18 protein-coding genes are annotated in these 21,420 nt (G+C 41.3%); 10 read left to right on the top strand and 8 right to left on the bottom strand.

Going from position 1 to position 21,420, the window contains the following annotated elements; genetic code table 11:
- Positions 1–109: 109 nt before the first annotated feature.
- Positions 110–745, bottom strand: coding sequence for a response regulator transcription factor (locus ACXAH9_RS00300; RefSeq protein ID WP_474892892.1), 636 nt, complete (start codon positions 743–745; stop codon positions 110–112).
- Positions 746–867: 122 nt separating this feature from the next.
- Between ACXAH9_RS00300 and fumC the strand changes: the two genes are divergently transcribed.
- From fumC to ACXAH9_RS00270, 6 genes are all read left to right on the top strand, one after another.
- Entirely contained in the window at positions 868–2,271 is a 1,404-nt protein-coding gene (gene fumC / locus ACXAH9_RS00295; RefSeq protein ID WP_474892891.1) for a class II fumarate hydratase, read from the top strand.
- Positions 2,272–2,348: 77 nt separating this feature from the next.
- Entirely contained in the window at positions 2,349–2,963 is a 615-nt protein-coding gene (locus ACXAH9_RS00290) for an Ezrin/radixin/moesin family protein (RefSeq protein WP_474892890.1), read from the top strand.
- 76 nt (positions 2,964–3,039) lie between these two features.
- Positions 3,040–3,831 (top strand): type I methionyl aminopeptidase, encoded by a 792-nt coding sequence (map, locus tag ACXAH9_RS00285; RefSeq protein WP_474892889.1) that lies wholly within the window; start codon positions 3,040–3,042, stop codon positions 3,829–3,831.
- 48 nt (positions 3,832–3,879) lie between these two features.
- Positions 3,880–5,673: a chloride channel protein gene (locus tag ACXAH9_RS00280; RefSeq protein ID WP_474892888.1), complete on the top strand. Its 1,794-nt coding sequence runs from the start codon at positions 3,880–3,882 to the stop codon at positions 5,671–5,673.
- A gap of 399 nt (positions 5,674–6,072) precedes the next feature.
- The gene (locus ACXAH9_RS00275; protein WP_474892887.1) at positions 6,073–6,543 is read left to right on the top strand and encodes a TlpA family protein disulfide reductase; all 471 of its coding nucleotides are present in this window, start codon (positions 6,073–6,075) and stop codon (positions 6,541–6,543) included.
- 15 nt (positions 6,544–6,558) lie between these two features.
- Entirely contained in the window at positions 6,559–7,182 is a 624-nt protein-coding gene (locus tag ACXAH9_RS00270; RefSeq protein ID WP_474892886.1) for a thioredoxin family protein, read from the top strand.
- A gap of 74 nt (positions 7,183–7,256) precedes the next feature.
- On the opposite strand, the gene hpf is transcribed toward ACXAH9_RS00270, so the two are convergent.
- The 4 genes from hpf to ACXAH9_RS00250 all read right to left on the bottom strand — a co-directional run bounded on the left by hpf (position 7,257) and on the right by ACXAH9_RS00250 (position 9,942).
- Positions 7,257–7,556, bottom strand: a complete 300-nt coding sequence (gene hpf, locus ACXAH9_RS00265) for a ribosome hibernation-promoting factor, HPF/YfiA family (RefSeq protein WP_424962881.1) — start codon at positions 7,554–7,556, stop codon at positions 7,257–7,259.
- Positions 7,557–7,581: 25 nt separating this feature from the next.
- A complete protein-coding gene (locus ACXAH9_RS00260; RefSeq protein ID WP_474892885.1) occupies positions 7,582–8,466 on the bottom strand; it encodes a tyrosine-type recombinase/integrase in 885 nt (294 codons plus the stop codon).
- A gap of 64 nt (positions 8,467–8,530) precedes the next feature.
- Entirely contained in the window at positions 8,531–8,725 is a 195-nt protein-coding gene (gene rpsU / locus ACXAH9_RS00255; protein WP_349565705.1) for a 30S ribosomal protein S21, read from the bottom strand.
- Positions 8,726–8,778: 53 nt separating this feature from the next.
- The gene (locus tag ACXAH9_RS00250; RefSeq protein WP_474892884.1) at positions 8,779–9,942 is read right to left on the bottom strand and encodes an acyl-CoA dehydrogenase family protein; all 1,164 of its coding nucleotides are present in this window, start codon (positions 9,940–9,942) and stop codon (positions 8,779–8,781) included.
- A gap of 132 nt (positions 9,943–10,074) precedes the next feature.
- On the opposite strand from ACXAH9_RS00250, the gene ACXAH9_RS00245 reads away from it, so the two are divergent.
- On the top strand, positions 10,075–11,385 hold the full coding sequence (locus ACXAH9_RS00245; RefSeq protein ID WP_474892883.1) for a UDP-glucose dehydrogenase family protein: 1,311 nt from the start codon (positions 10,075–10,077) through the stop codon (positions 11,383–11,385).
- A gap of 50 nt (positions 11,386–11,435) precedes the next feature.
- Here the strand turns inward: ACXAH9_RS00245 and ACXAH9_RS00240 are convergent, their stop codons facing one another.
- Positions 11,436–12,176, bottom strand: coding sequence for a DUF547 domain-containing protein (locus ACXAH9_RS00240; protein WP_474892882.1), 741 nt, complete (start codon positions 12,174–12,176; stop codon positions 11,436–11,438).
- Positions 12,177–12,339: 163 nt separating this feature from the next.
- Here ACXAH9_RS00240 and ACXAH9_RS00235 point away from each other — a divergent pair, with 163 nt between their 5' ends.
- Genes ACXAH9_RS00235 through ACXAH9_RS00225 form a run of 3 tightly spaced genes read left to right on the top strand, consistent with a single transcriptional unit; the run spans position 12,340 to position 15,999 of the window.
- A complete protein-coding gene (locus tag ACXAH9_RS00235; RefSeq protein WP_474892881.1) occupies positions 12,340–13,887 on the top strand; it encodes a glycine--tRNA ligase in 1,548 nt (515 codons plus the stop codon).
- 3 nt (positions 13,888–13,890) lie between these two features.
- Positions 13,891–14,658 carry a zinc-dependent peptidase gene (locus ACXAH9_RS00230; protein ID WP_474892880.1) on the top strand — a complete coding sequence of 256 codons (768 nt, stop codon included), beginning with the start codon at positions 13,891–13,893 and terminating at the stop codon, positions 14,656–14,658.
- 9 nt (positions 14,659–14,667) lie between these two features.
- Positions 14,668–15,999 carry a deoxyguanosinetriphosphate triphosphohydrolase gene (locus ACXAH9_RS00225; protein WP_474892879.1) on the top strand — a complete coding sequence of 444 codons (1,332 nt, stop codon included), beginning with the start codon at positions 14,668–14,670 and terminating at the stop codon, positions 15,997–15,999.
- On the opposite strand, the gene ACXAH9_RS00220 is transcribed toward ACXAH9_RS00225, so the two are convergent.
- Complete coding sequence (locus ACXAH9_RS00220; RefSeq protein WP_474892878.1) at positions 15,996–16,361, bottom strand: hypothetical protein; 366 nt, start codon at positions 16,359–16,361, stop codon at positions 15,996–15,998. The two genes, ACXAH9_RS00225 and ACXAH9_RS00220, sit on opposite strands and share 4 nt — an antisense overlap.
- A gap of 91 nt (positions 16,362–16,452) precedes the next feature.
- On the bottom strand, positions 16,453–21,417 hold the full coding sequence (locus ACXAH9_RS00215; protein WP_474892877.1) for an MBG domain-containing protein: 4,965 nt from the start codon (positions 21,415–21,417) through the stop codon (positions 16,453–16,455).
- Positions 21,418–21,420 lie beyond the last annotated feature (3 nt).

Genomic DNA, 21,420 nt, shown 5'->3' with positions numbered 1-21,420 from the left:
ACAGGTGCAAAAGTGTATATGAGGAATTTTCAAGTCAATCGCTATCGATCGTGAATTTTTTATCACTAGAAGTAGTGATATAGTAGCTAGAAGTAGTGATGACTTTTAGTTAAGAGGCTTTGACTATTCCAGACTCCAACGCATAAACAATCAATTCTGCAGGTGAATTCATGTTCAACTTTCTCAAGATATTTTTTCGATGTGAATTGATGGTGTGAATACTTAAATGCAAATCATCTGCTATTTGAGCTGTAGTCTTCCCGCGGGTAATTAGTTCCAATACCTCATACTCACGAGGCGTTAAGTTGGTAGGTTCACAATTATCTTCTTTTTCCGGATTATCTACTACCAGTTCCAGGATGTTATTACAAAAGAACCGATTGCCTTGCGAAACGGCCCTCAACCCACTAATGATCTCCTCCTCACTACAGTTTTTGGTAAGGATTCCCTTGATTCCCATACCTAACAACTGCTGGATGGAATCCCTGGTTTGACTATTTGATATGACCAGGAAGCTAGAGGCTGTTGTTTCCTTCAAGTTTTTCAACTTAGGAATCAGTTCACGATCCTTGTCTGAAATATCGATGACCACTAGTTTGGGTTGAGAGGTTTTCACCATCTCTTCCAGTTGATCTGAAGAATCCACCATCTTCACCAGATCAAAACCAGGCATGGCTTTAATTAGTGATGCCATTCCCTGACGGGTGAGATACTGAAAGTCTGCAAGTAAAACGGAGGTCGCCAATGTTCTTATTTAGAATTATTCTAAACAAAAGTAGGTTGGGAAATTTGATTACACAAAAACAACCTACTATGAAATCCAAAAGCCTCTTCCATTGTTAGATTTGTAGTCACAAAATTGAAGACATGGAATACCGAATAGAACACGACACTATGGGCGAAGTAAAAGTGCCCGCTGATAAATATTGGGGAGCTCAAACCCAGCGATCAAGAGACAATTTCAAAATTGGTGGTGAAAAAAATCAAATGCCAATGGAAATCATCCGGGCTTTTGCCATTTTGAAAAAGTCTGCTGCTGAAACCAACAACGAGCTTGGAGTACTGCCCAAGGAAAAGGCTGAACTTATTGGGAAAGTATGCGATGAAATCCTCGAAGGAAAGCTGGATGATCAATTCCCGCTGGTCGTATGGCAGACCGGATCGGGTACGCAATCCAACATGAACTCCAACGAAGTGATCGCCAACCGAGCACATGTCCTCAATGGAGGATCATTGACAGATGATAAAAAGATCATTCACCCAAATGACGATGTTAACAAAAGTCAAAGTTCTAATGACACCTTCCCAACAGCCATGCACATCGCCAGCTTCAAGATGGTGGTGGAAAACACCATCCCTAAGGTGAAGAAGCTTCGAGATACACTTCATAAAAAATCGGAAGCTTTCATGGATGTGGTAAAAATTGGTAGAACACACTTCATGGATGCCACTCCGCTAAGTCTTGGACAGGAGTTCTCAGGATATGTATCTCAGCTAGACCATGGGTTAAAGGCATTAAATAATACACTCGACCACTTGTCAGAGTTGGCATTAGGGGGAACAGCAGTTGGCACTGGTCTAAATACTCCTAAAGGTTATGCTGAGTTAGTAGCAAAGAAAATTGCCAAGCATTCAGGCATGCCAATGAAAACAGCAGAGAACAAATTCGAAGCATTAGCAGCACACGATGCAATTGTAGAAACACATGGAGCATTGAAACAACTAGCCGTAAGCCTGATGAAAATTGGAAATGACATCAGAATGCTTTGCTCAGGACCAAGAAGTGGGATTGGTGAAATATTGATTCCGGAAAATGAACCTGGCTCATCCATTATGCCTGGAAAAGTAAACCCAACACAGTGTGAGGCACTGACAATGGTATGTGCACAGGTAATTGGAAATGATGTTGCGGTATCCACTGGCGGTGCTACCGGTCATTTTGAACTGAACGTGTTTAAGCCAATGATGGTCTTTAATTTGCTGAATTCTGCTCGATTAATTGGTGATGCATGCGAATCTTTCAATGATAATTGTGCAATTGGAATAGAGCCAAATCATGAAGTAATCAAAGAGAAATTAGAAAACTCGCTAATGCTTGTAACTGCGCTGAATACGCATATTGGGTATGAAAATGCAGCTAAAATTGCTAAAAAGGCACATAAAGAAGGTACCACACTAAGAAAAGCGGCCATAGACCTGGGACTTGTTACGGATGAGCAGTTCACGGAATGGGTTAAGCCTGAAGATATGATTGGATCGCTAAAAAGTTGATTCATTATCCATTATCAAGAGATTTTTGTACTTTAGTAACATTAATGATTGCAGAAAAAACCAATTTCACAGGAAAGATGAAAAAATCAATATCACTTATCGCGCTGGCACTCTGCTGTGTGTTTGCATTTGAAGCGGACGCTCAAATGGATAAAAAAGAGAAAAAGGAGTGGAAGAAAAGGATTAAGAAATTAGAGCCAGAGCAATATAAGCAGCTACTGGATGAAAATAAATCTTTGAAAGGCCAGGTAACAAGCTTGAAGACGGAGCTTGGAAATATCGATGATCGATTGGCTGAAAAAGACGAGCAAATTCTTACCTATCAGGCTCAAATCGGAGATTTGAGGGAGGAGCTTTCCAGGCTTCAAAGTAAGCAACCTGCCGACAATGTAGCTACACGCAGTACTGGTGGGGGTATTGATGAAAGTAAAGGAGTGGTTTTCAAAGTACAGCTTGGAGCTTTCAAGCAAAAGGACTTGAAAAAGTATGACAACTCTCCAAACTTCAGTGCAGAAGATGCTGATGGGCTTCAGAAATACACAATCGGGGTATTCAGAGATTATTGGGAAGCAGATACGTTCAAAAAATACCTTAGAGAAATGGGAGTTAAAGATGCATGGGTGGTTTCATACAAAGACGGTGTGAGAGTTCCTATCAAAGAAGTTTTAGAAGGAGTGACAAAAAAGTCATAAGATAAAAAGACAATTTTTCTAAACCCTGGTTTCTATTAAATGAAGCCAGGGTTTTTTGTTTGTATTTTTGCATCGCATGATAAAGTATAAGACACCAGAAGAAATAGAAATTATGAGGGAAAGTGCCCTCATAGTCTCTAAGACACTTGGGCTCATGGCAGAAAAAATTGAGCCAGGAGTAACCCCTCTTGAGCTGGATAAAATCGCTGATGAATTCATTCGGGATCATGGTGGCGTCCCCGCATTTCTAGGACTATATGATTACCCTAATTCCATTATTACTTCTGTCAACGAGCAGGTAGTGCATGGCATCCCAACCGACCGTCCACTGGAGGAAGGAGATGTAGTTGGTGTGGATATAGGTGTTCTGAAAAACGACTATTATGGAGATCATGCCTACACTTTCCCTGTTGGGGAAATCGATGATGATGTGAAGAAACTTCTCACTGTGACCAAAGAGTGTCTTGACAAAGGCATTGAGCAGTTGGTCGCTGGAAATCGAATCGGTGATCTCAGTTTCGCTATCCAGCAACATGCAGAAAGCCATGGTTACGGCGTAGTTAGAGAGCTTGTCGGCCATGGTCTAGGTACGAAAATGCATGAATCTCCTGAAGTGCCGAATTTTGGAAAGAGAGGTCGAGGACCGAAAATTCAGGAGGGTCTTGTTGTAGCCATTGAACCAATGATTAATATGGGTACTCGCAGAGTTATCCAGTTAAATGATGGCTGGACTATTGTTACTGCTGATAAAAAGCCTTCAGCCCACTTTGAACATGATGTTGCTGTCGTCGACGGGAAACCAGAGGTGCTGTCCACTTTCAAATTTGTAGAGGAAGCACTGGAAAAGAAAAACGCAGTAATCGTCTAGTGCTTTTATTGGCTAAAAGTAAAGCCTACCTTTGCCAAACTTTTCAAAATGGCAAATCAGGAAAAAAGTACATTAAGCGCTGTAATGATGAAATTTCTGGTGTGGAGAATTCGACACATCAGCGACAATAATTTCTTACTGATCACCGCCGGCTTGATTGGTATTTTTTCAGGGCTGGCCGCCGTAATTCTTAAAAGCACTGTACACCTGATTATCCACTACCTGGAGTTGAACCTGAATATTTTCAGTATCAATTACCTATACCTTGGATATCCACTTATTGGCATTGTATTAACTGTATTTGTTGCAAAGTATGTTTTCAGGGAAAACCTGGGGCACGGTATCACACAGATTCTTTATTCCATATCCAAAAACTCCAGCATCATCCGTCGTACAAAAATGTACTCCCGAATGGTCACCAGTGCTATCACTGTCGGTTTTGGAGGATCCGTGGGACTGGAGGCACCTATCGTAGTAACTGGGTCTGCCATTGGATCTAACCTAGGTAGGCTTTTTCATTTAGGCTATAAAAAACGGACGGTTCTGCTGGGATGTGGTGCTGCCGGGGCGATATCAGCCATCTTTAACTCGCCAGTTACAGGAGTTATTTTCGCTATGGAGGTGATTCTGACCGAAGTAAAAATCAGTCGGTTCATCCCCCTACTTATTGCATCGGTTTGTGGACAGCTGGTCGCACTGGTTTTGCTGGGTGAAGACATTCTTTTCTCTTTTAAACTCACAGATAATTTTATAGCGAGCGAAACAGGATATTACCTGCTGTTTGGAGCTGTTTGTGGGATCATCTCCCTTTACTTCACCCGAATAATGTACTTCTTTGAAGGAAACATTAAAAAGCTGAAAAATGACTTTGGTCGTGCAGCCGTAGGTGGGCTTTCATTGGCATTAATCATTCTGACCTTTCCCCCTATTTATGGTGAAGGATATGCAACCATCAAGAGTTTATTGCAGGGAGATTCAGCAGAAGTATTCTATCACAGTTTCTTTTATCAGCTTTCGGAAAATCAAGCTTCATTAATTATCTTCTTGTTTTTGATTCTCCTCGTAAAACCAATTGCCACCGCTCTGACCATCGGTGCAGGAGGTAGTGGTGGGATTTTCGCTCCTTCGCTATTCATGGGAGGATTATCCGGGTTTGTTTTTAGCTCCACTTCGAATTCGATTTTAGGTACTTCACTTAGCACTAGTAACTTTACCTTAGTAGGAATGTGCGGAGTAATGAGTGGCGTGTTACATGCTCCACTAACAGCAATTTTCCTAATAGCGGAAATCACAAGTGGCTACATGCTCTTCGTCCCACTTATGCTCGTTTCTGCAATCTCGTTCAGCACTATTTCGTATTTTGAAAAGCACAGCATTTACACCAAGCGTTTGATCGAAACAGGCGACCTTATTCAGTATGATAAAGATCGAATTGTACTTAGTCTTATTGACCTAAAGAAGATCATCGAGAAAGACTTGCTCACCATCAACCCTGAAGCTTCCCTTGATGATCTGGTGAAATTGGTAATGAAGAGCAAGCGTAACATTTTCCCAGTCGTGGATGAAAACAAAGAGTTACAAGGAATTGTGACACTCGATGATATTCGAGAGATGATGTTCGATGATGAATCACGTAAAAATGTTCTTATAAAAACGATCATGCACAAGCCACCTGCCAGTGTTTCGACTCAGGAAAAAATGCAATCTGTCATGAATAAATTTGAAGTGACACAGGCATGGAACTTGCCGGTTATCGATGACGGAAAATATGTTGGTTTCATATCCAAGTCTCGTATTTTCAACGCATATCGTAAAAAACTAATCAGGCAAACGGCAGAATGATTATCATTTGATAAACTGCTGATTTTCAATGTTTTAAATGTATTTGATTCGAGTTATCAACAAAATAAATTGATTTAACATAATTTTTAATTATCTGAATATCAGTTAATTAGACTGACCTGACATTAGGGTGTGGATAACTTGGCCCATTTGTGGATAAATTGTCTTCTGAACTTTTGGATTGAATTTTTCTAATTTTTGCTCTTAAATAAAATGTGGGCTTTCACAGTGTTGAGGCACTTGTTAACCGCTTTAACAAACCGTTCAGGCTGTGTTAACTGGAAATTACCAAAAATGAAAGAGGAACATATCGTTAATAACTATCAATCTTGGTTTTGTACAAAATCAATTTATATTCCTGTTTAGAGAAAACCTGAATGTAGTAATTTCGTATTTCTTATGATGAAACGACTAGCTCTGGCTTTATGCATCATAGCATCTATTCAACTTTCTGCACAGGAAGTGGAAGTTGTAAAGTTTGCCGACCTGCAAAAAAAGATGCTTTACACTGACGCTCCATTGACCGTTTTTAATTTCTGGGCCACCTGGTGTGGACCTTGCATCAAAGAGCTTCCTCATTTTGATAATCTTGAAAATCAAAACAAAAATATTAAGGTGTATCTGGTGAGTATAGATTTTCAAAGTGAATTGGAACGGGTAAAGAAATTTGTTGCTAAAAAATCATTAAAATCCAATGTGCTTTTTCTGGATGAGAAAGATCCTGATGACTACATGAGCAAAGTAAGCCAGGACTGGTCAGGTGCTATCCCGGCAACATTATTTGTAACCGACCTGGGGAAAACGTATTTCCACGAAAAAGCGTTTACTAAAGAAGAGCTGGAGAAAACAGTAGAAAAATATTTGAACTAACAAATGTCCAAAACCATGAAACGAACATTTATACTTATTGTGGGCCTTATGGCTGTAGTGGCTGTGCTTTTTATGAATGCCTCTGAACCACTAGCAGGTTACGGAGTAGGCGACTATGCCGAAGACTTCAAATTGCCCAATATCGATGGCAAAATGATTTCGATGGCTGACTACAATAACGCTGAAGGATTTATCGTGATTTTTACTTGCAATACATGCCCTTATGCAAAGGCATATGAATCAAGAATTATAGATCTTGACAAAAAATTTGCGAATCAGGGATTCCCTGTTGTTGCAATAAATCCCAATGATGTGAAGCAACAACCAGGTGACACCATGGAAGAAATGAAGAAAAGAGCCAATGACAAAGGGTATACCTTTCCTTACTTAAGAGATGACAGTCAGCAAGTAGCCAAAGCTTTTGGAGCAACTAAAACTCCTCATGTATATGTCCTGAACAAAGAGGCTGCAGGAAAGTATAAAGTTGAGTTTATTGGGGCAATAGATGATAGCCCAAATGATCCGACCGATGTTTCTGAAACATATGTGGAGGATGCAATCAAAGCAATCAAGGCGGGTAAAAAGCCTGCGGTAACTGAAAAACGAGCCATTGGATGTACGATCAAGTGGAAAAGCTAATCTGAGATCATATAAAATTTAAAGCCCCATCTGCGACTTGCAAATGGGGCTTTTTTATTTGGCTAAACTATTTATTAATGCGCCATTACTTTTTCCTTATGCTTCTTCAGCTGCCTTCTGAGAGCTTCTACAGCTGCATCTACACCTGCCTCAAATGAACGCGCCTTCTCTTTGGAGAAGAACTGGTTCTTAGGTCCATTCAGTTTGATTTCTACTATTTTATTTTCATTGGAGTTGTCTTTTTCCACTCGGAGAAAAACCTCACCATCGATGATCCGGTCATAAAAAGTCTCCAACTTGTCAACTTTCTTCTGGATGAAATCGAGCAGCTTAACGTCTGCGTCGAAGTGAATGGAATGCATCTGTAACTTCATGTCTGTCACGTTTTAAGGTTATACATTAAGCCTTAGGATGTGCCTGATCAAAGGCGGCCTTAAGCTTTTCTATTGAATTATGGGTGTAGACTTGTGTTGCAGCCAGGCTGGTATGTCCCAGTAAATCTTTTACTGCATTCAAGTCTGCCCCCTTGTTTAGTAAATGGGTTGCAAAAGTGTGCCGCATTACATGCGGGCTCTTTTTGCTTAAGGTTGTAACAGCGCTTAAATACGCCTTAACCTTTCGATAGATGAACATGGGATATAGTTTTTTTCCAGCGTCGGTGACCATCAATATATCCTCCTTCATGCCCATTTCTTTTTTTAGGTTTTGATAGTTGCCTATCAATTGTATTAACGAATTTCCGACTGGGATGATACGTTCTTTGTTCCTTTTTCCAAGCACCCGAACGGTATTTTCATAAAAATTAACATCGGCTTCCTTAAGGCCCTGTAACTCGGCCAGGCGAATCCCTGTGGAGTAAAGAAGCTCGAGAAGGAGCTTATCCCTTTGGCCAGAGAAATCAGGTGAAAATACCACCCGATCCAGAAGGTCTGTGATCTCTTCTTCTTTCACAAATGAGGGGAGATCTTTCTGAGTTTTAAGTAGCTTGATTTGAGTTGTAGGATTTACCTCCAGGTAGTCTCTTGCCAGTAAAAACTTATAATAGGACTTGAGTGTAGCTATTTTCCGGTTGACAGATTTTGGAGATAATCCTTCATCCATCAAATTTACCACCCATGCTCGCACCTGTGGGTGTTTTACTTCACATAGGTCACTGATTTCGTAATCAGTGTTTAAGAATTCTGAAAACTGCAGGAGATCTTTCCGATAAGCTTCAACGGTGTGTTGACTGTAGCGTTTTTCGAAGGAAAGATATTTTAGGAAGGTCTCCACCATAAGCAGCATCACCTCTAATTTTGAGGTGATTACTAACTTATTAAAATCTTAGGTGAAGATGAAGGAGAAAGGATTATTTATTTTCCTCGTCTCTGATCTGTTGGATGTACTTCGCTTTGATGATCTCTTCTCTTCTTGCCACAGATGGCTTTTTGAAGTGAGTTCTAGATCTAAGTTCTCTTAGTACTCCTGTCTTCTCGAATTTCTTCTTGAATCTTTTCAGTGCTCTGTCTATCGATTCGTTCTCTTTAACGTTGATTATTAACATTTCAGATTTTTTAATTGGGCCGCAAATATAGCAGCTATTTTACAGCCTTACAATTATTGGTTTAATAAGGTTCTGGAAATTACGATTTTTTGTATTTCAGATGTGCCCTCCCCAATGGTGCAGAGCTTAGCATCTCTGTAGTATTTTTCTGCAGGATAATCCTTGGTGTAACCATACCCTCCAAAGATTTGAACTCCATCATTGGCCACTTCAACGGCTATCTCAGATGAGTAGAGCTTAGCCATAGCAGACTCTCTACTCACACTTTTACCTTGATTTTTAAGCTCAGCAGCTTGGTATGTCAATAGTTTTGCAGCCTCCACTTTTACTGCCATATCAGCAAGCTTGAATGAGATGCCCTGAAAATTCGAGATTGACTTTCCGAATTGCTCTCGTTCTTGAGAGTAAGCAATAGCTGCATTAAGTGCACCTTCCGCAATTCCACAACCTAATGCTGCGATAGAAATTCTGCCCCCATCTAAAACCTTTAGGGCCTGTACAAAACCATCTCCCACCTCGCCAATCAGATTCTTAGCAGGAATTCTGCAATCTTCAAAAATCATTTCTGAAGTTTCAGAAGCCCTCATCCCCAGTTTATCTTCTTTTCTTCCTTGCTTAAATCCAGGATTGGTTCGCTCCACAATAAAGGCACTTGCGTTTCTGGATTTTCCTGGCTCACCAGTTCGCGCAATTACTACCGCAACTTCCCCAGAGTTTCCATGAGTAATGAAATTTTTAGCTCCATTGATTACCCATTCATCACCATCCTTTTCAGCAACGGTTTTCATGTTTCCAGCATCTGATCCTGTATTCGGCTCAGTCAACCCCCAGGCTCCAATCCATTCCCCGGTCGCTAGTTTTGGTAAGTATTTTTTCTTTTGTTCTTCATTTGCATGCTGTAAAATATGTCCTGTGCAAAGGGAATTGTGAGCAGCCATAGAAAGACCAATTGACCCGTCTACTTTTGAGAGCTCAATGATCGCGGTAACATATTCATGATAGCCAAAGCCAGCACCGCCATATTCCTGAGGAACTAAGACCCCCAGCAGGCCTAGTTCGCCCATCTTATGGAAAACCTCTTTTGGAAACTCCTGGGATTCGTCCCATTTCATTTTATTTGGTTCGATCTCTTTTGCGCAAAAGTCTCGAACCATTTGTGCGATCATTTCTTTGTTCTCGTTTACCTCCTGGGGTGGGGTTAATGTTGCTGTAGACATACTTTAAAACGTTTGCTTTAATTGGGAACGCAAAATTACTAATGTTGTTCGTCTAAAAACAGGATTGTTAATACTTAGATAAACAAACAAGCCTTAGTTTTGCGCCCCGTTAAGAAATAAACAATTCACCAAATGAAAATAGCAGTTGTTGGAACTGGATATGTTGGGCTTGTTACCGGAACCTGTTTCGCGGAGACAGGGAATCATGTTACATGCATTGACATAGATGAGAATAAAGTCGAAAAACTTAGAAATAAGCAGATCACAATATACGAACCTGGACTGGAAGCACTTTTCGAGCGAAACATTAGGCAAGGAAGGCTAGAATTCACCACCAGTCTCGAAGAAGGCATAAAAGGCGCTAAGATTATCTTCCTGGCATTACCTACCCCTCCGGGAGAGGACGGCTCTGCTGATCTTCAGTATGTGCTGAAAGTAGCAGAGGATTTAGGACCAATGCTTGAAGATTTCACTGTGATCGTTGATAAAAGCACCGTTCCAGTGGGCACAGCTGAAAAAGTAACGGCTAAAGTAAAAGAAGGAGCCAAGGTGGATTTTGAAGTAGTTTCAAATCCGGAATTTTTAAGAGAAGGTGTTGCAGTAGATGACTTCATGAAGCCGGACAGGGTGGTGATTGGAGCTGAGTCTGAAAAGTCCATAAAGCTTATGGAGCAACTATATGCGCCGTTCGTAAGGCAGGGAAACCCGATCATTTTCATGGACGTGAGATCTGCTGAACTTACCAAATATGCTGCTAACTCTTTCCTTGCAACAAAGATCACTTTCATGAATGAGATCGCCAATCTATGCGAACTAATGGGAGCTGACGTTGATAAAGTAAGAAAAGGAATCGGTACTGATACACGAATTGGCAACCGTTTTCTCTTTGCAGGAATCGGATATGGAGGTAGTTGCTTCCCTAAAGACGTTCAGGCACTGGCCAAGTCATCATCTGAGGTGGATTATGATTTCAAGATTCTTAACTCCGTAATGTCCGTAAATACTAAGCAAAAGCAAAGGCTGATTGATCCATTGAAAAATTATTTTAACGGTGATCTTTCGGGCAAAACAATCGCCGTGTGGGGGCTGGCATTCAAGCCCTACACAGACGACATAAGAGAAGCTCCTGCACTTGAGAACATTAAAACACTCTTGAGTCTTGGTGCTGATGTGAAAGCTTATGACCCTGAAGCGATGGAAAATGTGAAGGGCTTATTTGGGGGTGATATTTATTTCGCGAATGATCAGTATGATGCGCTGGAAAATGCAGATGCATTGATGATCATGACGGAATGGCCAATCTTCAGAACTCCGGAGTTTGAAAAAATAACCAGTGCTCTAAAGAACAAAGTAATTTTTGATGGTCGAAACCTATATGACCTGAACCAAATGAAGGAGCTGGGCTTTGAATACCACAGCATTGGCCGAAAAATTGTAAAATAATTCCAAAAGATTTTTCAATTGAACCCCTGCCTTAAAAAAGCAGGGGTTTTTCATTGCTGTTCATTTAGGGCCCAATTGTAATCTTTCCAATCTATATCTGCATTCTTGCTAAGTTTAGTCGGCGCATACTCATTAATGAAATCGATTAAGGTGCCGTTTTTCTTGAAATCTCCTCCATACCAGTTAAATAACTTCGAGAGAGTTGCCTGATTGGCATTCTTAAATTCATTCTTTGCCGGATTTGCTAAAAACTCTCTGGTTGCCTTTGCCAATTGATCATCTAGCTTCTCCGGGACATAGGCTGTTCTCTGAAGCTTCGGACATGAAACTGCAGCACAGACCAAGGCAAAATGAATTCGTGGCTCATCAAACTCTTTCCTTATTATGCCATGCTCGATGTTATTCAGGTCGTATTCTTCTTCACCGATATTTATGAACTTGATATCCCACGCCGTACTCACAAAAGGAATTTTAATTGTGGACCCAATATCTTTTATACTCTCAACGGGATAATGTTCTAAAATCAATTCTAATGTATACGCATTGTATGCATTAATCCAATAGGCCAGTTTCTGATCCCTTGTCCAATTGTTCTGTGGTGGATTCGCTTCCAGCATGGATAGATAAGACTTAAGCTCCGGCCTATCTCCTTTTAATCCTTTATAATCAACCATGCCTTTTTCGTCCACATATTTCTGAAGTAATTCATCATAGGACTTGTGAGATACTCCGGCTTGTGAAAACACTAAATGAGCAAATAAAAACGTGAGCAACGCAAGTATAATTTTCATGATTGATTTCGATTTAGGTAGCTAACTAACGCACTTTCACTCTGTTCGGATTCTTATACGACGTTAAAGGTGGCTAGATGTATGCTAAGAGACATTTTTGAATTTACACAAAAAGCCAGCCAACTGATCTCAAAAGATTGAAGGAAATATATCTTTGCGGGCTATGAGCAATACACCAGACGGAGGATCTTTAAAAAACATTGTTTCGCACTGTAAGGAATACGGTTTTATTTACCCATCCAGCGACATTTATGATGGGCTTGGTGCCACGTATGACTATGGTCCGAATGGATCTGAATTGAAAAACAACATCAAGGAATACTGGTGGCAGGCCATGGTACGCATGCATGAAAACATCGTAGGAATTGATGCTGCCATTTTTATGCACCCTACCACATGGAAGGCTTCAGGTCATGTGGATGCTTTCAATGACCCCTTGATTGATAACAAAGATTCGAAGAAGCGATACAGAGCTGATGTATTGATTGAAGAATATATCGCCAAGGTGGAAGGGAAAATTGAAAAGGAAGTGAAGAAGGCTGCCAAGCGATTCGGGGATGCATTTGATGAGGAGCAATTCATTTCTACAAACCCAAGAGTTGTTGGCTACAAGGAAAAAATAAAGTCTATTGAAGACCGACTAGGTAATGCCCTGGGGTCTGGAGATTTGGCAGATGTTAAAGCCCTGATCGAAGAATTAGAGATTGCTGATCCGATTTCAGGATCGAAAAACTGGACAGATGTTCGTCAGTTTAACCTGATGTTTTCTACCGAGCTTGGCTCACTCGCAGATGGCGCAGAAAAGATTTATCTAAGACCTGAAACTGCTCAGGGTATTTTTGTCAACTATCTGAATGTTCAGAAAACCGCTCGGATGAAGCCCCCTTTTGGAATAGCCCAAATAGGTAAAGCATTTAGAAATGAAATTATCGCTCGTCAATTCATCTTCAGAATGCGAGAGTTTGAACAGATGGAGATGCAATTTTTTGTTAAGCCAGGAGATGAAATGAAATGGTACGAGCACTGGAAGGAAAAACGCATCAACTGGCACAAAGCGCTTGGACTTGGCGATGAGAACTACCGATTCCATGATCATATCAATCTTGCACATTATGCAAATGCCGCAGCAGATATTGAATTCAATTTCCCGATGGGTTTTAAGGAGCTGGAAGGTATCCACTCCAGAACCGACTTTGACCTAAAGGCTCACGAGCAACATTCAGGTAAAAAGCTTCAATTCTTTGATCAAAACACTAATGAAAGCTATGTGCCATATGTGGTAGAAACCTCGATTGGTTTAGATCGAATGTTCCTGGCAATTATGTCTGCTGCGTACACAGAGGAAAAGCTGGAAGATGGAAGCGAGCGAACAGTGCTCAAAATTCCACCAGCATTAGCTCCAAATAAGGTTGCTGTGCTTCCACTGGTCAATAAGGATGGACTTCCCGAAAAAGCAGAAGAAATATTGAATGAACTACGTTTTGATTTCTCATTCCAATACGATGCAAAAGATGCCATTGGTAGGAGATACAGACGTCAGGATGCAATAGGAACGCCTTACTGCGTGACAGTAGATCATCAGACATTGGAAGACAACACGGTTACTATTAGAGAAAGGGATTCCATGAATCAGGAACGCGTTTCCGTTGAAGAGTTGATCCAAAAATTGCATGAAAAAGTAGATCTAAAGCATCTGCTGAAAAACATTTAATCATTGGAGTTATTACTCATATTATTGATCCCATTCATTGCAAGATGGGTCATTCGATTCAATCAGACTGGAACCCTTTTCCCTGCATTTTTTCTTAGTGCAAAACACAAAGACTTTCTTCAGAATAACTTTGAGTTTTATCAAAAGCTACCACTTAAGTCCAGGAAAACTTTTGAGCGGAGAGTGGCCCTTTTCATCAGCTCAAAAAAATTCATTCCAAGGCAAATGGACCATGTGACATGGGAAATGAAAGTCTTGATTTCAGCTTCCGCGGTTCAGCTTACATTCGGATTCCCAAAAGTCAACCTGAGTTGGTTTAGGTATATCCTAATCTACCCAGAGACGTTTTACAGCAAAGCCAATCAAAAGCATCATAAAGGTGAGGTCAACCCCACAGCAAAAACCATCGTGCTTTCTTGGAAATATTTTGTTGAAGGGTATTTAAAGCCTGATGGTAGAAATCTGGGACTTCATGAGATGGCACATGCCCTTCGATTAGAAAATCGAATCATGAATGAGGAATATAATTTTCTGAATCATGAAGTGCTGGAAGAGTGGGAAGCACGTGCCTCGCATACCATGAAAGAAATAAAAGCCGGAACAGAAAGCTTCTTCCGAAAATATGGAAGCGCTAATAATGAAGAATTTTTTGCTGTTGCTGTCGAGAATTTTTTCGAGCGACCAATCGAGTTCAATGAAAGACACCCAAAAACCTATCGGACACTTTGTCGGTTGCTTCGCCAGGATCCGGTTTTGCTAGAAAACACCTAATTTTTCAATATGAACTGGCTTCAACTTTTATCGCACAAGCGTCCGGGAGAAACCAATACAATCGCTCATGATCAAACGCGTAGCAGGTTCGATCAGGATTATGATCGTATAATTTTCTCACACCCGTTCAGAAAGCTTCAAGATAAGACCCAGGTTTTCCCTCTTCCGGAAGATGATTTCGTACATACACGTCTCACTCATAGTCTGGAAGTAGCTGTAGTAGGCAGGTCTCTGGCCAAAAATGCCGGAACACACCTATTGGATAAGTATCCTGAATTAAGAAAGTCCGGCTACACAATACATGATTTTGGAGGAATTGTTGGGGCGGCTTGCCTGGCTCACGATTTAGGGAATCCCCCTTTTGGACACTCGGGAGAAGACAGCATTTCGTCGTTTTTCCTGACAAATGAAAAGGGGCAATTCTTTAAAGAAAAAGTGTCTGAAAAAGAATGGAAAGACTTGACCACCTTTGAAGGGAATGCGCAAGGCCTTCGGATTCTGAATGGTAAAGGCAATGGGGGACTGAAGCTCACATTCGCCACGCTGGGAGCTTTTACCAAGTATCCTCTTTCGTCATCTTGCGAAAAGGAAAAGGGAAGAAAAAGCCAGAAGAAGTTCGGGTATTACCAGTGTAACTCACAGCTTTTTCATGAAATGGCCAATGAGATGGAATTGATTCCTGTCGGCGAAAACAAGTGGTGTAGACATCCACTGACATTTTTAGTGGAGGCTGCAGACGATATTTGCTATCACATCATAGATCTGGAAGATGGCTGTCGCTTGGGTCTCGTTCCGTTTGAAACAGTTAAGGAACTCCTTGCAGAAATAATCGGTGATTCTTACTCTGAGGAGAAAGTCCAAAAAATTCCTTCACAAAATGAACGTTTAGGAACCTTGCGGGCCCTGGCCATCAATCAACTTATTAAGGAATGCTCAGATGCTTTTATTGAGCATGAAGAGCACATGTTGGATGGTTCCTTCGATACGGATTTAACCAGTCTCATTCCATCAGCTCCTGCGATGAAGAAAATAATCGATCTCTCAATTGAGAAAATTTATCGGTCCAAGATTGTTTTGGAAAAAGAAGCAGGTGGTTATGAAGTCATCGATAATCTGATTGAAGCGTTTTCGACTGCTGTATATGCGAAATACTTTGATATTCCTCTTCCAAAACATCAATCGGTATTGAGGTTACTTCCGGAGGAGTTTGAGGTCCAACTTAAAAATGCAGAATCTGTTTATGAAGCGTTACAAATCGTCATTGATTTCATCAGTGGGTTGACTGACTCTCATGCAGTCCGGCTTTACAAGACAATTAAAGGATACAGGCTGCCGGTTTAGTCGTCAACAGACTTTCCATCTTTATCCAGTATCTCCCAAAATAGCATATAGCTTGCCGTGCTGTTTCGCTCGAGCAGCGTCATAGATGTTGAGTATTTGCCCGGTGTGTCGTCCACCTTGAATTTAAAAACGCCCAACTTGTCGTTCAGGCTCACGTAATCATAATCCCACACTTCTATTTCATTCCACCCTTCTGAAACATCAAATACCAAACCCACTTCCTCAACATCACCGGTATCAACCCGATGATATCGTTCCCCCTCCGGCCAAATTTTGTGACCATCTTTCTTAAGGTACATTTCGTCCTTGTCTATTTCATCCGGAGTGGTGCATTGGACGGAGTTGATTCTAATCTTGGGCATGACTAAATATTTTCTTATTAAAAATAGCTACTAATAAATAAAAAGGCGACCCCCTGGGGATCGCCATGCATAAGCCTAAGCTAATGCTTCCTTAGTTTGTCTTTATAATTCGTTTAATAATTCGTTCTTCTTCATTACTTATTTCAAGTAGGTAGATACCATTTTTAAGATCAGATAAGTCTAGCAGCCCTTCTGATCCATCCAGAGATTTCAGGATTTTTCCATCAAGAGAAGATAAACGGACGTTTAACAGCTGGCTTCCTTCAATGGTAAGATGATCTACAAATGGGTTCGGATAAATATTAACGCTGTTTTCCAAATCGTCACCTATAGCCAGAGGCATCATCACATTGAAAGAAATTTCCTCAGTAGCTGAATTATGATTTTGATCTCCTGCCTGACTTACGGTCATCGTAACCGTGCCCTCTGTTCCATCAAGTGAAATGGTAGTACCTGAAATTGAAGCAGGACCGGAAATATCATAGTCTAACTCAAGTCCTGAATCGACGGTAGCAGTGATGCTAAATGGAGCGTCATCCGGTTGCTTATCATCAATTGGCTGGATAGTGATGACCTGATCAACTTTATTGATGGTTAGGATTCCGTTGACCAATGTCAACTCATAATTATCAGAAGATCCCCCCGTCACCACCAGGTCATATGACCCTGCATTTGGGACTACCTGCCCCCCGAAATCTGCAGTTACAGTTGGTTCTGAATCCAGGTCTGAAGCATTTTCTCCGTTAACAAAGCCTGAATAGCTTATTGTCAATTCTGGTAGATCATCGCCATAGCTCATTGCCTTATTTTCAGCCGTTGCAGTCAATGATGCTTTGGTTATGGTGAAATACCTTTGAACAGAAGTAGCTGGATTATAGTCACCATTACCAGCCTGAGAAGCTTCGATGGTAACACTGCTACTTCCTACTATTGAAAGTGTGTTTCCAGAAAGAGTAACCGCACTGCCAGATATGATAGAATAACTAACGGGCAACCCTGAGCTTGAAATTGCGGATAAGCTGATGTCTGAATTTCCATAAACCTGGTCAGGTATTGCATCAAAGGTGATTGTCTGATCCAGTTTATACGGCTCCACAGTTACGGTTATGGTGGTACTTGATCTATTCCCTGAAAGATCGGAAGCGGTTAACTCAACGGAATTATTACCAATATCCGCTTCTGTAAAGATCAAGGAAGGGCCTGAAGGGGCAGCCCTGGCAAATTGAGAAACACGAGCCATGCTTAACGTCACACCACAATTGTCAGAAGACCCTGTATCAATGTCAGTGGCAAAGACCGTTGCTTCGTTATTTTGATTCAGCTTCACCGTTACATTCTGAGCAGAAACGATCGGGTTAGTCACATCTTCAACCGTAATGATAGCACTAGCTGTGCTACTATTACCACTACCGTCTGTCACTGTAAGTGTGACTGTATTTGCCCCTACATCATTACAATCAAAGTAAGTCTGATCCAATGCGAATGTTAATGAACCTTGTGCTGTGCAGTTATCGGAGGATCCATTATCCAGCGACTGTGGAGATACATTGATTTCACCATTTGCATCCAGTTGCACTGAAATATTCTGAGCAACAACACTCGGAGCAGTTGCATCTTCGATGGTAATAAAAACCTGGGCAGTAGATTGATTGCCATTGACATCCGTTACGGTAAGTGTCTCCGTATTCACTCCAAGATCAGCGCATGAAAAGTCCGTTTGACTTAAGGAGAACAACAAGGTGCCACTACAATTGTCGGATGAACCATTATCCACTGATTCGGGGGTGACAGTTGCCAGTCCATTCGCATCAAGCTGTACTGTGAGATTCTGAGCTATCACATTCGGAGCGATATTATCCTCAACTGTAACTGTTGCTGAAACTGTAGATTGATTTCCAGCATTATCAGTTGCAGTGAACAGAACATTATTAACGCCTACATCGGCACATGTAAAGGTGTTTTGATCCAACGAATACGTGATTCCACAATTATCCGATGAACCATTGTTTATGGCTAGAGGATCTACAACTACTTGACCATTGGAACCGAGTTGCACCACAAGATTTTGAGCTACCGCTGCTGGTGCTGTGTTATCCTCAATGATCACATCAAACATGGCTGAAGTTTGATTGCCTGATTCATCTGTAACCGTTAGCTCTACTTGATTTATTCCCAAATCACTGCATGTAAAGGATGATTTATCGATGGACATGACCAAGTTTCCTGCCGATGTGCAATTATCCGAAGATCCATTATCCAATTGAGCCGCAGATAGATTCGCATCGCCATTTGCGTCAAGAGATAAGGTAAGGTTTTGCCCTACTACTGTTGGCGCCATATCGTCAACAATGGTAACAGTGGCAGAAGCAGTAGAGGTATTTCCACTTTCATCTTCCACCGTTAAGGTTACCTGATTTGCCCCCAGATCAGCACAGTTAAAAGCAGTTTGATCAAGGCTTAGAATTAGGTTTGAGAAAGAGGTACAATTATCCGTACTTCCATTGTCCACCTGCGCAGGTGTAACAACAACATTTCCTGAAGCGTCAAGGGATGCTGTAATATTCTGTACACTTACCACTGGTGCAATATCATCGATTACTGTCACTGTGGCACTGGCAGCATCCGATGCTCCACCGACAACTTCAGTCGCTGTGAGGATCACTGTGTTAGGGCCAATATTGGCACAGGAAAAAGTTGTATTATCCAGTGAAAAAACCACCTCTGTTCCACATGTGGAGCCTGAGCCATCATCCACATCCTCAGGAGCAATGATTGCGTCTCCGTTCGCATCCAGATATACAGTTATATCTTTCACTACAGCCGTAATTGAAGTATGTAAAACCTCACTGAATTCATAGGCCCCCATGTCGATGGTTCCATTCTCTCTGGTATTCCCCGCGAGATCCTTTTCCGGTAAAGAAAGTCCACTCGCATCTCCTGCATCTATTGCTGCCGAAGCACATGAAAGTGTGAAATCATCGGATAAGACATCATTAAATAAAGGGTCAGTATCTGTTCCTCCCTGCTGTCCTCCTTCCACTATACTATTGGAAACCACAGATCCAGTAGATGTGATATCAAAAGGAGTAACACTCCCATTGTCATAGATGATCGAATTTTGAATGGTAGAGTTAGACGCCCTCAACATTGTGATAACATTGCCATTCAATCCGGTATTGTCTGCGAATGTTGAATTAATGATATCAACATCAATTCCTGTTGCATTGCCGCCATTGGCAGTGCTTGTGCCTAAATACACGCATGATGCCCCTGAATTGGAAATATTGTCGTACAATAAACTATTTACAATACTTCCTTTACTGAGGTTTGAATAACCACTGGAACCGGAAAATAAAAATGCTGGTAAGAGGTTTGAATAGTTGTTTTTAATAATACAACTCTCAAAATCAACATCAATCGTAGTTCCTGTTATTCCACACGGAACGAATGTAGAGTATACACTTACACTAGATGCCGTGTTTTCTTCAATGACACAGTTCCTAAAGGTTGCTGTGATGGTTTGATTGACTTGTGTTGGGTGTGCATAAACGGCTGCTCCTCTGGTTCTATAATATTGACCGAACCCTCCACTTCCACAGTTGGTATTAACAGCACCATTTGCATTGCCCCCTTTTATGACAAAGCCATCTACCAGTACATCCGTAGCGGATCCAAATAGTGCTATTACATGATAGATATTATCCTGTCTTGTCGTTTCTGTATCATTCAAATTTCCAGAATCATTCCCTAGCACATCTCCACTAAGAATGGTACGATTAATAGCAGGATTCCTTTCGTGACGTCCAGTCTCTGTACCATTGAACCCGCCAAATAATTTTTGATGATTTAAAATAAATGCTGCGGTTCTGTAATTACCTGGAACGTAAGTTCCCTCTGCCACCCAAATAAAGTCACTTGAAGAAGCGCTGGCAATGGCGGTTGATAAATTGTTATATGCATCATCCCAACTTGTCCCATCATTAGCTCCTGTTGCGTCGACATCAACATACACAATATTGGATGTGGTCAATTGAACAGGATTAGACCATGCTGTAGGAGAACCACCACAAATCGCTCTGATATAGACTTCATAGGATGAATTGGAACTTAAGCCTGTTAGCTCAAACTCTTTTTGGGTAATATTGGATACTATGGTCCCATTATCAGGTAGTCCACCACTTGGCACATAGCTTAGCTCCCAGGAGGAAGGCAAGTCATTTGAAACCCAATCGATAGAAGCGGAGGTTTCCTGTACGTTGCTTACATTGATAGTCCTGGGGAAGGAACAGATTCCTTCTTTGGCTAACTCCTCTATTTCAAAGTTAGTCATGCTTCTACCGTAGAATCTAACATCATCCATTCCATCCTGATATCGGTCAGTCAGGTTCCCGCTACTGTTATTCCCAAGTACGATCGGATTCGAGGGGGTTAGTGAGTAGCTAAGCGTATTTGGAGAGACCAGCACTTCTACTCTTTCAGTATCTTCTAATACCCCGTCGATGTAGATTTTGTAATCATATTTCAAGGAAGTGCCCCCTTGATAAATTGGTTCGGCAGTGGCCATTACATGATGCCAATCACCATCTGTGACGTCCGTGGTGCTTGTTGCAAAGTAGTATCCACTATGAAAAGTTCTGAATTCACCTGAAGGATAAACCCCATAATAATAGGCATAGTAGAAGTTTCCGCCCATGCTGACCTTTCCGTTTTGCAGGTATGTATACCATCCGCGCTCGCCGCTGTTATTGGCAGATGAAGTTCTTTCGGTCTGATCAATGATCGTCCTAACGGTAGCGTCATTTGTTGTTGTTTTGACCCAGAAACTAATGGACATGTAAGGAGAGTTTATGTTCGCTCTGGTTAAATGATCTCCATTAAGGCTGATTGCATCTGAACTGACACCCAACCTATCTGTCTCCTGGGTCAATGCAGATCCGGTTTGAGTTAGTCCGGACAAATCTCCTCCGGTAAACAAATGCTCTTGACTGGTGGCCGGCACCTGCGCAAAAGACCACAGACTTGCTAGTATTGCTAATGGCAGTAATAACTTTTTCATGAT

The sequence above is a fragment of the Ekhidna sp. ABH4_415 genome (assembly GCF_056161305.1).
This window is presented reverse-complemented; position numbering and strand designations above follow the sequence as displayed.

Coding starts and splice junctions, on each gene's coding strand:
- map (WP_474892889.1), top strand. CDS start 3,040: ATGATAAAGTATAAGACACCAGAAGAAATAGAAATTATGAGGGAAAGT.
- ACXAH9_RS00290 (WP_474892890.1), top strand. CDS start 2,349: ATGAAAAAATCAATATCACTTATCGCGCTGGCACTCTGCTGTGTGTTT.
- ACXAH9_RS00235 (WP_474892881.1), top strand. CDS start 12,340: ATGAGCAATACACCAGACGGAGGATCTTTAAAAAACATTGTTTCGCAC.
- ACXAH9_RS00275 (WP_474892887.1), top strand. CDS start 6,073: ATGATGAAACGACTAGCTCTGGCTTTATGCATCATAGCATCTATTCAA.
- ACXAH9_RS00270 (WP_474892886.1), top strand. CDS start 6,559: ATGAAACGAACATTTATACTTATTGTGGGCCTTATGGCTGTAGTGGCT.
- ACXAH9_RS00260 (WP_474892885.1), bottom strand. CDS start 8,466: ATGCTGCTTATGGTGGAGACCTTCCTAAAATATCTTTCCTTCGAAAAA.
- ACXAH9_RS00240 (WP_474892882.1), bottom strand. CDS start 12,176: ATGAAAATTATACTTGCGTTGCTCACGTTTTTATTTGCTCATTTAGTG.
- ACXAH9_RS00280 (WP_474892888.1), top strand. CDS start 3,880: ATGGCAAATCAGGAAAAAAGTACATTAAGCGCTGTAATGATGAAATTT.
- hpf (WP_424962881.1), bottom strand. CDS start 7,556: ATGAAGTTACAGATGCATTCCATTCACTTCGACGCAGACGTTAAGCTG.
- fumC (WP_474892891.1), top strand. CDS start 868: ATGGAATACCGAATAGAACACGACACTATGGGCGAAGTAAAAGTGCCC.
- ACXAH9_RS00245 (WP_474892883.1), top strand. CDS start 10,075: ATGAAAATAGCAGTTGTTGGAACTGGATATGTTGGGCTTGTTACCGGA.
- rpsU (WP_349565705.1), bottom strand. CDS start 8,725: ATGTTAATAATCAACGTTAAAGAGAACGAATCGATAGACAGAGCACTG.
- ACXAH9_RS00225 (WP_474892879.1), top strand. CDS start 14,668: ATGAACTGGCTTCAACTTTTATCGCACAAGCGTCCGGGAGAAACCAAT.
- ACXAH9_RS00220 (WP_474892878.1), bottom strand. CDS start 16,361: ATGCCCAAGATTAGAATCAACTCCGTCCAATGCACCACTCCGGATGAA.
- ACXAH9_RS00250 (WP_474892884.1), bottom strand. CDS start 9,942: ATGTCTACAGCAACATTAACCCCACCCCAGGAGGTAAACGAGAACAAA.
- ACXAH9_RS00215 (WP_474892877.1), bottom strand. CDS start 21,417: ATGAAAAAGTTATTACTGCCATTAGCAATACTAGCAAGTCTGTGGTCT.